Consider the following 15,528-nt stretch of genomic DNA (forward strand, 5'->3'; position numbering starts at 1 on the left):
CCACCCGCTCGGTGAACAGTGACCGGATCGGACGGGCGTTGACATTACTGACGGGTCAACTTTCTGCCAAGACCCTCCACCTGTTATCAACCGCACTGGTGACACCACAGAAGATCATCATGGTCGTTTTCCTGGTGTTGGTTTCCCGCACATCCGACCGGGCGACCATCGCCGGCATCTCCCGCGACGGGCTCGCTCGCCACCCGGCAACGGCGGGACATGGGCGTGTCCGGCTTGGATCCAGGGCCCGCGGGCCCCAGGATCAAGACTCGTGGATGAAGACGTCATCGCGCAGTGGGCACCCGCCCCACTGTGGGAGCTCGCCGCAGCGCTGCTTCCCGCGGCTCCGGTACGCCCGCAGGGAGGCGGACGCCGGCGGGTGGACGACCGGCGGGCGTTCGCCGCGATGCTGTACCTCATCCAGACCGGCTGCTCCTGGTGGCAGCTCCCCGAGAAGACGTTCGGGGTCACGCGGCCGACCGCCCATCGCCGGTTCACCGAGTGGACCGCCGCCGGCTTCTGGGGCCGGCTCCATGACGTGCTCGCCGACCGCCTCGCCGATGACGTGGGCAGCGCCTGGGCCCCGGCGCTGACCGAGGCTATCGCGGCACAGGCGGAGAAGGCGCGATCCGGCCGCAGCGGCCGGGTCCGACCAGGCGGCCGGCCCATCGATCCCCGGTGACGGCCGCATCCGGGTCGATTCCCACCATCACCTCACCGACGGCCGCCCGGCTCCGACCGTACGAGCCCCGGTGGCCGACCGGTGCACCACCGGCCGTACCTGTCGGCGCCGCCGCCTGCCCCACCGGTCGGCCGGAAACTCCGGACGTCCCGTAACGCGCAGATCACACCCCGCCAAATGAGACACCAAATGAGACATCGTCTACGCTCCCCGGGGTGCCTCCCAAAAACGACAGTGACCAGCCCCTCGAAAAACCAACAGGCCACCGTCAAAAAGCAACGAGCCACCGCCCCAGCCGCCTCCGGCGCTACCAACGCGGACGCCACGCCCAGAAATCGACACTTCGACCCCACACCGCCGCGATGGCAGCGGCGATCGCGCTCGCCTCGATCGGCGGCGCAGTCTGGGCGGCCACCGCCACTCCGGCAGACCGGCCCGGCAACACCGCGGCCACCTCGCAGGTCCTCGCCGACCGCGCGCAGGTAGCCGACGCCAGGGCCGACCGCAGCCAGAGCCGGGAAACCGCGACCCCCGGCGCGAAGCCACGAGAATCCGCACCGCAATCCACACCGCCGAAACCCCGCCCGCAGCAGAACACCGCCGCACCGCCGGCGCCCAGCACGCAGCCGCCCATGCCGACGGCGCCGGCGCCGGCGCCGGCGCCGGCGCCGTCCCCCACCAGGCCCGCCCCCGTCGCCGACCTCGACCAGGCGCAGATGGACAACGCCGTGTCCATCGTCGCGGCCGGCCGGCAGATGAACCTGCCCCGCCGCGCGTTCGTCGTCGCGATCTCCACGGCTCTCCAGGAGAGCAACCTGCGTGTCCTCGCCAACCCGAACGTACCGGGGTCGATGAACCGCCCCAACCAGGGTGTCGGGTACGACCACGACTCGGTCGGGCTGTTCCAGCAGCGCCCGAACTGGGGCACCGTCGACCAGTTGATGAACCCGCAGGAGTCCGCCCGTCGGTTCTACGAGGCCCTGGTGAAGATCCCCGGCTGGGAACAGTTGGCCGTCACCGTCGCGGCGCAGCGGGTACAGGTATCCGCGTTCCCCGACGCGTACGCCAAGCACCAGACCCGCGCCGAGCAGATCGTCGACGCCATCGTGTGACGGGGAGGCCGACGGCCGGGCGCTGGCGGTCGGGACGAGGGCGCGGGACCGTCGCGGCGCTCACCCGGCGAGGCGGTGATCGGCGAGTACCCGGTCGAACTCGCAGAGAACCTGGTGCGGCAGGCCGGGCGTCAACGGTCGGGCCGTGTCGAGCAGCGCACGCGCCTGGGCGGGCCGGCCCTGGTCCAGGGCGATCCGGGCGAGCAGCACCAGCGCGTCGACCTGCCCGGAGCGCCAGCCGTTGCGACGTGCCAGTGCGGCCGCCTCCTCCGCGATGGCGGACGCGCGTACCAGGTCACCCGTCTGCCGGTACGCCTCGGCCAGCCGGCCCAGCCACTTCAGTTGCCCCTGGGTGGAGCGGACCCGGCGGTGCAGCGCCAGCGCCCGGCGCAGGTACGCGCGCGCCTTCACCGGCTGCGCGGCGTCGAGCAGGACCATGCCGAGGTTACCCAGCGCGACCCCCACCCCGTAGGTGTCATCGACGCTCTCGCACAGCGTGTAACTGCTCAGGAACAGGTCGAACGCCCGGCGGTACTCCCCCAGCTCGCGCTGCACGTTGCCCAGGTTGTTCAGCACGACGCTCGTGCCGAGCCGGTCGCCCAGTTCCAGCAGGCTCCGCCGGCTCGTCTCGTGGCAGCGCAGCGCGGTCCGGGCCCGTCCCGCGCCGTGCTCGATCACGCCCAGGTTTCCCCACGCCCGCGCCTCACCGGGCAGGTTCCCGGTCTCGCGGTACAGCCGCAACCCGGCGCGCTGGTGCTCGCGCGCCTCTGGCAGCCGTCCGGTCAGGTAGCAGGCGATCGCCCGGCGGTCGGCCGCTACCGCCTGCATGGCGGCGTCGCCGACGTGCGCGGCCAGTTCGACGCTCCGGGTGGTGACCAGGTCCAGCTCATCCAGGTACATGCGGAGATGGAGGAAGACGCCCACCGCTTGGCTCAGGCGCGCCGTCGCCGCCACGGCGTCGAGCCCGTCGGCCGGCGTCACGCGGCCCACCAGCACGACGAGGTTGGGGTGCTCCCGCTCGAACCAGGCCAGTGCGTCGTCCCGGTCGTCCAGCCGAACACCGCCGCAACCCGCCGGCTTCGGCGGCCCGGACGCCGGGCGCAGCAGGTCGCGCGCCCGGGCCGCGGGCGCCGCGTAGTGTTCGACCAGGCGGAGCAGTGCGGATGACCGCTGCCGCGCCGGGTCGACGTCCGCGGCGAGCTCCGCCCCCACGAGCCGGTTCAGGTCGTGCACGCCGTAACGGCGGCCGGGCAGCTCATCGACGAGCTGGGCGTGGACCAACTGTTCCAGCGCCGCCTCGACGCCGGCCGGCGGTTCGCCGGTCAAGGCCGCCACGGCCGGAGCGGCGAGGCTGGTCAGACCCACCTCGCCGATCAGCCGGAAGGCGCGTTGCGCGGCGTCCGTGCCGAGCAGGTCGTAGCTGGTGAGGATGCTGCCACGCACCGACACGTCATCCAGGCGCAGCTCGTCGAGCAGCCGGGCGCGGCTGGACATCCGCTCGGCCAGCCGGCGGATGGACCAGGCCGGGCGGGTGGCCAGCCGGCCGCCGGCGATGCGCAGCGCCAGCGGCAGATGCCCGCACATGTCGGCGAGGGCGTCCAGCGCCGGCGGATCGGCGTCGCAGCGCCGGGTGCCGACGAGACTGGTCAGCAACGTCCGGGAGTCCTGCGGGCTGAGGGTGCCCAGCCGCAGCTGGTGGGCGCCCTCGATGGCGACCGGGGCGCGGCTGGTGACCAGTACCAGGCACCGGGACGAGGCGGGCAGGAGCGGGGTGACCTGGGCGGCGTCAACCGCGTTGTCGAGCACGATCAGCAGCCGCAGGTCGGCCGTCACCGACCGGTACAGCGTGACGGCCTCGGTCGCGTTCACGGGGATCTCCCCGCCGGGGACGCCCAGCGCGCGCAGCAGCCGGGCGACGGCCTCGCCGGTGCCGACCGCGCGCAGCCCCGGGGTGGCACCGCGCAGGTCGAGGTAGAGCTGCCCGTCGCGGGCCCGGGATGCCAGTCGGTGGGCCGCGTGTACCGCCAGGGCGGTCTTGCCCACCCCGCCCGGGCCGTGCAGGCACGCCACCCGCGGTGCCGGTACGTCGGCCGTTGCCGCGCCGGCCCGCCCCAGGCAGGTCAGCAGTGCGGCGAGTTCGTCCGCCCGGCCGGTGAACGTCCCCGGAGAGGGTGGCAGCTGCCGGGGCACCAGTCGCCACCCGGCGGCCACGGGTGCCGGGCCGGCCGTCGTGGGACGGACCGGTGCCTCGCGCCCGCGGACCAGCGCCTCGCGCCCGCGGACCGGTGCGTCGCGCCCGCGGACCGGCGCGTCGAGCAGGTCGCGGTGCAGCCGCCGCAGCTCCTCGCCGGGCTCGACGCCCAACTGGTCGCGGAGGGTCCGGTACGCGCGCTGGTAGGCCGCCAGCGCGTCGGCCCGCCGGCCGGCGGCCCGCAGGGCCCGGATGTAGCACGCCCACAGCGACTCCCGCAGCGGGTGGGCCGCCAGCGCGGCGCCGAGCGTGTCGGCGAGGCCGGCGTGCCGGCCGGTGGTCAGGTCGACGTCGGCGCTCGACTCCAGCAGGTCCAGGCGCAGCGCCTCCAGCCGCGCGGCGTGGTGGGTGACCGTGGGAACCGCCGGGACGTCCATCAGCGGCTCGCCGCGCCACAGCCGCAGCGCCCGGCGCAGCACCTCCCGCGCCTCACCGTGGCGACCGGCGGCCGACAGCCGCCGACCGGTCGCCAGCGCCCGCTCGGCGGCCACCGCATCGACCTCGCCGGCCGTCACGGCGAGCGCGTAGCCGGGTGGTCGGGTGGTCACCAGCCAGGCGTCGGTGTCGTCGAGCAGCCGGCGCAGCCGGGCCACGTAGTTGTGCACCACCTTCGCCCCGCTGGCCGGCGGGCGGCCGTCCCAGATCTCGTCCAGCAGCCGCTCGGTGGAGACCACCCGGTCGTGATTGATGATCAGCAACGCCAGCAGCAGGCGCTGCCGGGCGGCCGGGATGCGGCGCCAGCCGCCACGCCCGCGGGCCTCGACCGGTCCGAGGATGCGGTAGCGCAGCGGCGCACCGCCTTCCTGTTCGATCACCCGCCACCCCCGTGGCATCGATCCAGCCAGCGAGTGTACTCGATGGACGGCGATACCACGGCGATACCGGCGCCGCACATGATCTGGACTCCCTTTCCCCCTAGGAGTGCAGATGCAACTGCGGTATCGAAGCAGCCTGCTGACCGTGTTGGCGGTCGGCGGGCTGGCGGCCGCCGCCGTGCCCGCCGCGCCCGCCGTCGCCGAACCGTCCGACACGCGCGTGGTCGCGGCCGCCGGCCCGGACGGCGTCGAGGTGTTCACCGGCGATGTGTTCGGCGACCTCTCGCCGCTGTCGGAGCAGGTCGCCACGGCGCTGGCCGCCGCCCAGGAGCGGGTCGAGCAGAACCCCGACGACCTGGCCGGGGCCTATCTGGACCGTGCGACCGGTGAGGTGGTCACGCAGGCGACGACCACTGCCGGCGTCCGGACCGCCGCCAGCCTGCCCGCCGGGGTGACCGGCCGGGGCCGGGCGCGGCAGGTCGCCAACAGCCACGCCACGCTCACCCGCATCCAGCACGAGGCGATCGGGCTCAGCCCGACCGAACTGCCCGGCAGTGACACGGTCTACGGCACGTTCGTGCAGGAGGAGAAGAACCGGGTCGTCGTCGAGGCGAAGACGGTTACCCCGGCGCTGCGCAAGGCCCTCGCCGACCGCTACGGGGTGTCGCGGGTCGCCATCCACCTCACCCCGGACGTGGGGCTGCCCAGCGCCGACTACGGCGGCCGGCAGAACGACTCCAGCCCGTTCCTCGGCGGCGCCTACATCAACGTCCCCGGCGGCTATTGGTGCAGCACCGCGTTCGCCTGGCGCAACGGCGGCTACCACGGGATGCTGACCGCCGGGCACTGCGTGTCCAACGGCGGCACCGTGACCAGCGGGACCGGGGCCAGGATCGGTACGGTCATCAGCAACAACTGGAACGACGGCGTCGGCACGGTGCGCTACCCGGGCGACCCGTACGACCGGGGCGACCTCGGCCTGATCCAGATCGCCGGCGGCGCCGCGGCCAGCGACGCCCGGGTCTACGTCTACGGCGTCAACTCCACCGACTGGCGCAACGTGATCACCCGCTACAACCGCAAGTCGATCAAGGGTGACAGTTACTGCACCAGCGGCGCCAAGACCGGGGAACTGTGCGGCTGGACCGCGCAGGAGACCAGCTACGACGTCAAGTACGACGACGGCGAGGTCGCCCGCAACGTCACCCGCGGCACCAAGAGCGGCTCCTGCCTCAACGAGGGGGACTCCGGCGGCGCCGTCTACTACACCGACAGCAACGGACAGGTGCACGCCAAGGGCGTAACCAGTGGAGGCGCTTCCGGGTGCACCGGGTTCTTCACCGAGATCACCGACGCGGTGAACGCGCTACCGGGTGACGTCGCCACCCGCTGACCCGACCGGTCGCACCGCGCGCGGCGGCGCGGACCGCCGTGCGCGGTGCGCCCCCGCAGCCATGACCCGTACCCCGATCGCTTCCCCGGACCCGAGGACGCTCACCATGACGAACCGTCCAGCTCGTACCCTGATGACGCTCATCGCACTGCTGCTGGCGGTGGCGGGGACCGTGGCGACCCGCCCCGCGCCGGCCACGGCCGCCGTCACCTTCCCGCGCATCGACGCCAGCGGCTTCCGGCTGGTGGCCGGCGACACGTTCGCCACCTACGGCAGCCGCATCACCGCGCTGGAGCGCGACCCCCGGCTGGCGCCGGCCGGGCTGGCGGCCGTGCTCGACGGCGCCAACCGGCAGGGGCGCACGCTGTGCCACCCGACCAACCTCGCGGCGTCGCTGTCGCCCGCCGGGTTCTGCTGGGACACCGGCGAGGACGACACCGCCAACGTCTGGATCCCGCAGGGGGTCACCGGCTCCGGTGACGCCCAGGCGGCGGGCACCGTACTGAACGGGCGGCGGGTCGTCGCCGCCACGTGGCACTACTCCGACGACTCGCTCATCCGGGTGTCGTTTGTGGACCTGGCCACCCTGCGGTACCGGCACGTGCTGCTGGTCGAGCCGACCTCGACCGGCACGTTCCAGGCCATCAGCGGGCACGGGCACGGCCTGTACTGGTACGGCAACAAGCTCGTCGTCGCCACCGGCGGCGCGGTGCTGCGCGTGTTCGACCTCGCCCACATCTGGCGCACCGACACCGCAAGCGGCGAGGTGGGGGTCGGCACCGACGGCAACTTCCACGCCGCCTACCACGCCTACGCGCTGCCGCAGGTCGGCGCGTACTGGTACGAGGGCGGCGGCTGCGCGAACACGACCGGGAACCGGCCGTGCTTCGCCAGCCTCGGACTCGACCGTACCGACAACTCCTTCGTGGCGGTGGAGTACACCACCCGCGGCGGCGGGCGGATCGTACGCTGGCCGGTCGACCCGGCGACCGGCCTGCCCCGCCGCGACGCCGACGGCTACGTGCGCGCCGTCGAGGCGTTCGGGTCGCCGGTGTGGGGCATGCAGGGCGCGGTGTCGCACGGTGGACAGTTCGTCATCGCCGGCGTCTGCCCGGAGTACGCCGGCAACATCGGCGACGGCGTCGACTACCCGAGTTGCCTGCACCGGGGCGTCGGCGGGCAGTCGACCAGCGTCTGGACCAAGGCACCGAAGAACACCGAGAACCTGTCGTACTGGCCCGCCACCGGCGAGCTGTGGCTGATCAGCGAGCAGCTGCGGGAGCGGGTGACGGTACACGTACCCTGGCCGAGCTGACGGAGCGGGACGGCGGCGTGCCGCCGTCCCGCCCGACTCCGGATGCTCTTCAGCGTGCCCTCAGCCGGAGCGGGCAGGGTGGAAGGATGACTCCGACGGTCGGTCCGCCGGCCGCTGTCGAGCGCGGCAGGAGGTTCGCCATGAAGCCGCTCGGTCGACTCGCGATGACGGTTGCGGCGGGCACCGCGGTAGCGGCCGGCGTCACCGCCGGCGAGGCGTGGGGCCAGCCACCGACGCCCGCACCGAGCCCCACGACCACACCGAGCGCGACGACGGTACCCAGCCCCACCACGGTGCCGAGCCCGACGACGGTGGTCGTCCCACCCACCTCTCCCGGCGGGCCGTCCTCGACCATCACGACGACCGTGCCCAGCCCGACCACCACGCCCAGCCCGACCACCGTGCCCAGCCCGACCACGGTCAGCGCGTCGCCGACAGCCTCGCCCAGCGCCACGACCACACCGAGCGCCACGACGGTACCCAGCCCCACCACGGTGCCGAGCCCGACGACGGTGGTCGTCCCACCCACCTCTCCCGGCGGGCCGTCCTCGACCATCACGACGACCGTGCCCAGCCCCACCACCACGCCCAGCCCGACCACCGTGCCCAGCCCCACCACGACGCAGCGGTGATCGCCTCGTCAGCTACCTCGACGCCGCCCTCACCGCCGGCGCCGGTCGCGCGCCGTGCCGCGGCACCGTCGACGGCGACCGGGGGCGGATCAGCCGATCAGGCTGGGGTGCCGGGTGACGGCCTGCCGGTCGGACAGCCATCGGGCGAACTCCTCGGCCGGCAGCGGACGGGACACCAGGTACCCCTGCACGAGGTTGCAGCCCTCGGCGGTGAGCTGGTCGTAGGTCGCCGCGTCCTCGACCCCCTCGGCCACTACCTGGAGTCCCAGGGCATGTCCGAGTTGCACCGCGGAACGGACGACCGCCCGGTCGCGGGGGTCAACGCCGATCCGCTGCACGAACGACTTGTCGATCTTCACCTCGTGGATCGGCAGCTCACGCAGGCGTCCCAGGGAGGAGTACCCGGTGCCGAAGTCGTCGATGGCCAGCCGCACGCCCAGGGTGTGCAGGCGGTCCAGGGTCGCCACGCTACCGGTGGGATCGGCCATGAGGGCCACTTCGGTGATCTCCAGGACGAGCGCGCAGGCGGGCACGCCGACCTGCCCGAGCAGCCGCGCCACGATGTCGGGCAGGTTGTCGTCGAGCAGGCTGTTGGGTGACAGGTTCACCGCCACGTGCAGGTCGTGACCGGCCCGGCGCCACGCGGCACAACCGCGCAGGGCCACCTCGAGCACGTGCAGGGTCAGCGGGCGGATCAGCCCGGCATGCTCGGCGAGGGGGATGAACCGGTCGGGCGGAACGGTGCCGAGGGTGGCATGGTGCCAGCGGACCAGGGCCTCCGCGCCGGCGACCCGACCGGTCGCCGGATCGAGCTTGGGCTGGTACACCACCGTCAGCTCGCGATTCTGCACGGCGTCGCGCAGGTCGGTCAGCAGCGCGAGACGCTCGGGCGTGTTGCGGTCGTAGCGCGGGTCGTAGACACGGACGCTGGAGCGGCTCTCCTTGGCCTCGTACATCGCCACGTCGGCGTGGCGCATCAGCGTACGCGCGTCGTCGCCGTGTTCCGGGGCGAGCGCGACGCCGATGCTGGCCCGGGCGTGCAGGACCAGGTGGTCGACGTGGATCGCGGCGTCGATCACCTGGACCATCTCCTCGGCGATGGCCACGGCGTGGGCGGGGTCCGCACCCGCGAGCAGGACGGCGAACTCGTCCCCGCCGAGCCGGGCGATGAGATGGTCATCGGTGAGCAGCTGCCGGAGCCGGCGGCCGACCTCGCGCAGCAGGGCGTCGCCGACGTCGTGGCCCAGGGAGTCGTTGACCTCTTTGAACCGGTCGAGGTCCATGAGCATCACCGCGGCGGGAACCCCGCCGGCGAGGGTCCGGTCGAGGCGGTGCTGGAAGTGCCGCCGGTTCGGCAGACCGGTCAGCGCGTCGTGCAGGGCCTGGTGCTCCCGGTCGGCGGCCTCCCTGCGCAACCGGTCCACCAGTTGCGCCTTGGTCAGGGCCACGCTGGCGTGGTTGGCCAGCGCCTGGAACAGCCGCACGTCCGGTACCCGGAACGTCGGCAGGTCGGGCAGGCTGTGCGAGACCAGGAGCACGCCGGTACCGGCCTCCCCCATCGGCAGCGGCACGGCGATCCCGTCGAAGCCGTCCGACCCGAGCGGCCGGTGCACGACGTCACCGGCGAGCGCCGGCGACCACCAGGCCCCGGCCGGCGCGCCCTCGATCCGGCCGGTTTCGACCGTGCCCGGCCCGCTCATGCTCGTCACGGTGTAGCCGTCGCCGTCGCCGTCACCGGCCGGCATGACCAGCTCGGCCCGTTCCGCCCGGATCTGGTCCCGCGCCTGGTCGAGGACGGTACGTGCCAGCCCGGCCGTGTCGGTCGAGTCGTCGAGCGCCCGGGTGAACCCGTACAGGGCGTCGACCTGGGCGTGTCCCTGCCCCTGCCGGACGTAGCCCCGGTAGCCGAGGCAGACCAGGAGGGTCACCGCGGCCATCAGCACCACGGTACGGGGGTCGCTCACCATCGCCGCTCCGCCGAGCAGCGCGATCGTCGTCGACACCGCCGCGAGGGGAACGGCACGGAGCGCGGCGGGCAGCCGGCGCCACTCCCCCGGGTCGTCCACCAACGAGATCACCGTGGTGACGAGGACGATCGCGATGATCTCGAGGGTGAACATGGTCAGGTACGCGGCCAGCCACCCCCGCGGGCCGGTATGTACGCCGCCGCCGACCGCGTCGAAGACCGCCGTGGCCGCCACCGCCTGCAGCGCCAGTAGACACGTGTTGAACAGCAGCTTCAATCCCCGCTGCCGCCGCACCAGCACCAGCCCGACGACGCTCCCCACGACCCGGGCGAGGATCAGCGGCACCGGCGCCACGAACAGCAGGCCGACCACCATCGGGGCCTCGCTGACACTGATCGCGTGCCCGCCGCGGCGCGTGCGCAGGTGGACGACGAACCCTTCGGTCACCGCGAACGCCACCGCCAGCAGGCCGGCCGGGAGCGCATCAGCGCGGCCGACCGGCAGGGCCGGCCCGTACGTGCCCAGATACGCCGCGATCGCGGCGGCGGCGATGCCGGCGGTCAGCGCGCCGATCCGCACCGCCGGGCGGGACCGCCATGGACCGGCGACCGCTACGGCGCCGGCGGTCCCGCCGGGTGTGCTCATCTGATCTCCTCAGTTCGGTGCCGGGACGTCAGTCCCAGGTGGTACCGGACCAGTAGCCGCCGCTCCAGGTGCGCCCGGACCAGGTCGTACCGCTCCAGGTACGCCCGGACCAGGTGCGCCCGTCCCACGTCGCACCGCTCCAGGTACGCCCGGACCAGGTAAGCCCCTCCCACGTCGTACCGCTCCAGGTACGCCCGGACCACGGCGTGGTGGTGCTCCAGTCCGCACCGGTCCAGGCGGCGCCGTTCCACGTACCGTCGATCCACGCGGATCCGTTGCCGGCGGCGACGCTCCAGCACGCGGCGTCGAAGGCGTTGCCCATGATGTCCTGCTCGCCGGTCAGCTCGACGCCGGTGTCGGGGTCGACCACGTGCGCGGCGCCGCGGGCCCCCTCCAACGAGCCGGTACCGAGCGACGGTACGGCGGCCTGGGTGTATTTCGGGGTTGCGGTGGCGACCGCCTTCTTGACGTTGATCTCACCCGCGCCCTGGCTGATCGCGTCGCTGCCCTTCAGCGGCGTGGCCGTGGCCGTCAGCAGTCGCTTGACCTGGTCGGGGGTGAGGTCGGGCCGCTGCTGGAGCAGCAGAGCCGCCGCGCCGGAGACCACCGCGGCCGCCTGCGACGTGCCGGTTCCCCGGAAGAACCGCAGCCCGGGGTCGATCGAGGCGGGTAGCAGCCCGGTCGGGTAGTTCGTGTCGATGAAGGAGTTCGGGTCGCGCAGCGACACGATGGACCTGCCGGGCGCGAGCAGGTCGGCGTGCCGGACGCTGCTGCCCCGGCTGCTGAAGTCGCCGACGGCGTCGTCACCGGTCGGCAGCGTGCCGCGCTGGTCGGCTCCGCCGACGGCCAGCACGTACGGGTTCATCGCGGGCATGCCGAGCCGCGTCGCGCCCGAGCCGGAGTTGCCGGCGGCGACGACGACCACGATGCCCTTGCGCCAGGCGGCCTCGACCGCGAACGACAGCGGGTCGAACCTCGGGTCCTGCATCGAGTCGGTGCCGAACGACAGGTTGAGCACCCGGATGTTGAGGCCCGGGTCGTCACGGTGCGCCACGACCCAGTCGATCGCGGCGATGACCTGGGACACGTCCACCGAGCCGTCCGCCGCGGCGACCTTGATGTTGACCAGCGTGGCGCCCGGCGCGACCCCGACGAAGCCGGTCGGCGGTTCGGTGCCGGGCGTGACCCCGGTGTCGCGCCCGGCGATGATGCCGGCCATGTGGGTGCCGTGGCCGAACGTGTCGAGACTGCGCAGGTCGGGCGTCTGCGACTCGAATGACAGGTCGGGACCGTTGACGATCCGGGAGGAGTCGGTGAGGCCTTCGACCGGCACGATGCCCGAGTCGATCAGCGCGACACCGACACCCGTGCCGGTGATCGGCCGGCCGCTCGCGTCCTTCTTCTTCCACACGTCCGGCGCGCCGATCGTCTGCGCCACGCCGGTCGCCGAGCTGACCGCGTACGTCGCGAGGTCGTCCTTGTCGCTGATCCAGTCCTTGCCCGTGAGCGCCACCGCCCCGTCGGGCGTGACCGCCCGTACGCCCGGGGCCGCGCGGAGCGCCCCGATGCCGGACGCCGGTACGCGCGCCGGGTACGCCTGCGCCACCTCGAAGCGCCGCCCGAGCACGCCTCCCACCCGCGCGACGGCCTTCGCCGCCGCGGCCGCGTCGTCGTACTGGACGATGACGGGCACCTCGGGCCCGGGATCCGCGTACGCCGCGACCGCGGGTGACCCGGTCACGGCCAGCACCGCTGGCATCACGAGACCGGCGACCATCCCGGCGCGCAGTCGGGGTCGGACCAAAAACCGCATCTGCCCTCCTGGCAACGACGACTCCGTGTGCCTATCGTCGGGCGTGCCGTGACGATCGGTTGTCAGCAGATCGGCCATTCCTGGATGGGTATGGCCCACGCCACTGTCGCTGGTGCCGGACGCGGTCCGGGGACGACGGCGGCGCCGACGTCCGGTTACCCACCGGACAGCAGGTTCGCCCGTTCCGGGTGAGGCCGGGTGTCGACGGCCGTGGCATCGTCTGCGACGAGGAGCCGGCGGCGCGGTATGCGGCCTCCCCGGTACGAGTCCTGTACGAGTGCTGTGGATGACCGGGCGCGGCTGGCCGGCAGCCGTAGGGAAAGGCGTCGCGATGGCTGAGCGAACGCAGCCGCGTCGGGCGACCCCGGCCGATCCGCACCCTGGCGCGGTCGACGTGTACGGTCGGCTGGAGTCCGAACTACGCTCGTTACCGCCGGAGCTGGGCTGCGGTGCGGTTGCCGTGGTGGAGGGCCGGACGTTCCTGTACTCCGACGCGGTCGGCGACATCCCGAAGGGGTCGGTCGGCGGGTTGGTGCACGCCGACACCCGCTACCTCGACGAGTGGGTACTGACCGTCAACGGCGCCCGCCTGCTTCTCCTGGACTCCGATCTGAGCGACCACTTCCGGGTGACGTTCCACCTCACCAATCCGACACTGCCGGATCTGCCCGCGCGGGCGCTCGGCGTGCGCCGCCGCCGGGTGGTCGGCCGGGGCGTCGGTGAGTGCATCGAGGTGATCAACCACTCCGACCAGGAGCTGCACCTGCGGGTCCGGTTGGCCGCCGGTACCGACTTCGCCGACCTGTTCGAGATCAAGCAGCACGTGCGGGACCGGTCGACGCGCATCAGGCGCGACCACGCCCCGGACGGCTCCCGGCTGCGCCTGTCCTACCGCCACGACATCTTCAGCGCGTCCACTGAGGTGCGGTCCGTGCCGCCGGCCGACCGTGTCGACGGTGACGCCCTGGTGTGGGAGGTGGACCTGCCGGTACACGAACGGTGGCGGTGCGACCTGTACATTCCACTGCCGACCGGTGACGACGAGATCGCCTCGCCCACCCGCCGCCCGGCCCCCACGGTGGGCGTGTCGCGCGACCCGGTCATCGAGTGGCGCAACAACCTGGCCCGGTTCTCCAGCGGCTCCCACCAGATCGAGCAGCTCATCAACCAGACCTGGCGGGACCTGACCGCCCTGAGGATCATGATGCGGGTCGGGCACGAGGACGTGATGCTGCCCGCCGCCGGACTGCCCTGGTTCCTCACCCTGTTCGGCCGCGACACCATCATCACCGCGTACCAGACCCTGCTGTACGGTCCCGCCCTGGCCCGGGGCGCACTGATCATGCTCGCCGACTACCAGGGCACCCGGTGCGGCGGCCTCAACGACGAGGAGCCGGGCAAGATCCTGCACGAGGTCCGCACCGGCGAGCTGACCCAACTGGGCCTGCACCCGCACAACCCGTACTACGGCACCGCCGACGCCACCCCGCTGTGGCTGGTCCTGCTGTCGGAGTACTGGCGCTGGACCCACGACGACACTCTCGTGCGGCAGTTGTACGGCAATGCCATGGCGGCGCTGGACTGGATCGACCACTACGGCGACCGCGACGGCGACGGGTACGTCGAGTACCAGACCCGCTCCCCGGAGGGCCTGGGCAACCAGTGCTGGCGCGACTCCTGGGACGGGGTGCTGTACTCCGACAGTGGCATGCCGCCGCTGCCGATCGCCACCTGCGAGATCCAGGGCTACGTCTACGACGCCAAGATGCGCATGGCCGAACTGGCCGACGGACCGCTCGACAACCCGGCGCTGGCCCGCCGGCTACGTGGCGAGGCCGCGCGACTGCGGGACCGGTTCAACACCGACTTCTGGCTCGACGCCCGGGGCGGCTACTACGCCCTCGGCCTCGACGGCGACAAACGCCCCATCGACTCCATGACCTCGGACATGGGCCACCTGCTGTGGTCGGGCATCGTGCCCGACGACCGCGCCGGCACCGTCGTCGACCACCTCAGATCCGACCAGCTGTACTCCGGCTGGGGTGTGCGCACCCTGGCCACCACCGACACCGCCTACAACCCCCTCGGCTACCACCGCGGTACGGTCTGGCCGCACGACAACTCGATCATCGCCGCCGGGATGGCCCGCTACGGCTACCGCGATCAGGCCAACGACGTGGCGTACGCCATGGCCGACGCCGCGGACCACTTCCACCACCGGCTGCCGGAGGCGATCTGCGGCTACCCGCGCGCCGACACCGGCATCCCCATCGCCTACCCCACCGCCTGCAGTCCACAGGCCTGGTCGTCCGGCGCGGCACTGCTGTTCACCCGGGTGGCGCTCGGCATCGAGCCGCACGACGGCCAGCTCAGCATCGATCCGTTGCTGCGTGACAACGTCGGCCACGTGAGCATCCGGGGACTCAAGGCCTTCGGTACCCGCTGGGACATCGAAGCCGAGGGCCGGGTCGGACACGTCCGACCGGCGGGATAGCGGCGGTACCGCCGCCCGAGTGGCCGCCGGGTCGGGCTGACCCGACCCGGCGAGGGCGGCGAAGAGTCGGGTCAGCGCGACCCGGTGAGGGCGGCGAAGACGATGATGTTGTCGGTGTAGTTGCCCGACGCCCGGTTGAAGGTGCCGCCGCAGGTGATCAGGCGCAGTTCCGGCCGGGTGGTGGTGGCGTAGACCTGGCTGGTGGGGAAGTCCTCCTTGTCGACCTGTTCGGTGTGGTAGACGGTGAACCGGGCGGTGGTGCCGTCGGCGCGGGTGACCCGTACCTGGTCGCCGCGCTTGAGCTTGTACAGCAGGTAGAAGATTCCCGGCTCGTGGTAGCCGTCGACGTGCCCGACGATCACGGCGGCGCCCGGCTCGCCCGGGGTCGGGCCGAGGGAGTACCAGCCGG

The 15,528-nt window shown here is 72.9% G+C and carries 10 protein-coding genes; 5 read left to right on the plus strand and 5 right to left on the minus strand.

Annotated elements, in window-relative coordinates; genetic code table 11:
• The first annotated feature begins 271 nt into the window (after positions 1-271).
• Together ACNTMW_RS02745 and ACNTMW_RS02750 are read left to right on the plus strand one after the other, a co-directional pair.
• Positions 272-682 carry a transposase gene (locus ACNTMW_RS02745; RefSeq protein WP_426631700.1) on the plus strand — a complete coding sequence of 137 codons (411 nt, stop codon included), beginning with the start codon at positions 272-274 and terminating at the stop codon, positions 680-682.
• 362 nt (positions 683-1,044) lie between these two features.
• Positions 1,045-1,794: a hypothetical protein gene (locus tag ACNTMW_RS02750; protein ID WP_426631701.1), complete on the plus strand. Its 750-nt coding sequence runs from the start codon at positions 1,045-1,047 to the stop codon at positions 1,792-1,794.
• 60 nt (positions 1,795-1,854) lie between these two features.
• On the opposite strand, the gene ACNTMW_RS02755 is transcribed toward ACNTMW_RS02750, so the two are convergent.
• Entirely contained in the window at positions 1,855-4,860 is a 3,006-nt protein-coding gene (locus ACNTMW_RS02755) for an AfsR/SARP family transcriptional regulator (RefSeq protein ID WP_426631702.1), read from the minus strand.
• Positions 4,861-4,972: 112 nt separating this feature from the next.
• Between ACNTMW_RS02755 and ACNTMW_RS02760 the strand changes: the two genes are divergently transcribed.
• A complete protein-coding gene (locus ACNTMW_RS02760) occupies positions 4,973-6,253 on the plus strand; it encodes a S1 family peptidase (RefSeq protein ID WP_426631703.1) in 1,281 nt (426 codons plus the stop codon).
• Positions 6,254-6,359: 106 nt separating this feature from the next.
• Positions 6,360-7,568: a hypothetical protein gene (locus ACNTMW_RS02765; RefSeq protein ID WP_426631704.1), complete on the plus strand. Its 1,209-nt coding sequence runs from the start codon at positions 6,360-6,362 to the stop codon at positions 7,566-7,568.
• 49 nt (positions 7,569-7,617) lie between these two features.
• Here the strand turns inward: ACNTMW_RS02765 and ACNTMW_RS02770 are convergent, their stop codons facing one another.
• From ACNTMW_RS02770 to ACNTMW_RS02780, 3 genes are all read right to left on the minus strand, one after another.
• Positions 7,618-8,187 carry a hypothetical protein gene (locus tag ACNTMW_RS02770; protein ID WP_426631705.1) on the minus strand — a complete coding sequence of 190 codons (570 nt, stop codon included), beginning with the start codon at positions 8,185-8,187 and terminating at the stop codon, positions 7,618-7,620.
• A 102-nt stretch (positions 8,188-8,289) separates the two neighbouring features.
• Positions 8,290-10,812: a putative bifunctional diguanylate cyclase/phosphodiesterase gene (locus ACNTMW_RS02775; protein WP_426631706.1), complete on the minus strand. Its 2,523-nt coding sequence runs from the start codon at positions 10,810-10,812 to the stop codon at positions 8,290-8,292.
• A gap of 28 nt (positions 10,813-10,840) precedes the next feature.
• Entirely contained in the window at positions 10,841-12,625 is a 1,785-nt protein-coding gene (locus tag ACNTMW_RS02780; protein WP_426631707.1) for a S8 family serine peptidase, read from the minus strand.
• Positions 12,626-12,956: 331 nt separating this feature from the next.
• On the opposite strand from ACNTMW_RS02780, the gene ACNTMW_RS02785 reads away from it, so the two are divergent.
• On the plus strand, positions 12,957-15,119 hold the full coding sequence (locus ACNTMW_RS02785) for an amylo-alpha-1,6-glucosidase (protein ID WP_426631708.1): 2,163 nt from the start codon (positions 12,957-12,959) through the stop codon (positions 15,117-15,119).
• Between the two features lie 71 nt (positions 15,120-15,190).
• On the opposite strand, the gene ACNTMW_RS02790 is transcribed toward ACNTMW_RS02785, so the two are convergent.
• Positions 15,191-15,528 (minus strand): class F sortase (locus ACNTMW_RS02790; protein WP_426631709.1); only part of this gene is annotated, 338 nt, incomplete at its 5' end.

The sequence above is a fragment of the Planosporangium spinosum genome, assembly GCF_049999945.1.
Lineage (GTDB): Bacteria > Actinomycetota > Actinomycetes > Mycobacteriales > Micromonosporaceae > Planosporangium > Planosporangium spinosum.

What these genes read in the sequence shown, in the direction of transcription:
- ACNTMW_RS02775 (WP_426631706.1), bottom strand. Translation starts at nt 10,812, where the DNA reads ATGAGCACACCCGGCGGGACCGCCGGCGCCGTAGCGGTCGCCGGTCCA.
- ACNTMW_RS02750 (WP_426631701.1), top strand. Translation starts at nt 1,045, where the DNA reads ATGGCAGCGGCGATCGCGCTCGCCTCGATCGGCGGCGCAGTCTGGGCG.
- ACNTMW_RS02765 (WP_426631704.1), top strand. Translation starts at nt 6,360, where the DNA reads ATGACGAACCGTCCAGCTCGTACCCTGATGACGCTCATCGCACTGCTG.
- ACNTMW_RS02760 (WP_426631703.1), top strand. Translation starts at nt 4,973, where the DNA reads ATGCAACTGCGGTATCGAAGCAGCCTGCTGACCGTGTTGGCGGTCGGC.
- ACNTMW_RS02785 (WP_426631708.1), top strand. Translation starts at nt 12,957, where the DNA reads ATGGCTGAGCGAACGCAGCCGCGTCGGGCGACCCCGGCCGATCCGCAC.
- ACNTMW_RS02780 (WP_426631707.1), bottom strand. Translation starts at nt 12,625, where the DNA reads ATGCGGTTTTTGGTCCGACCCCGACTGCGCGCCGGGATGGTCGCCGGT.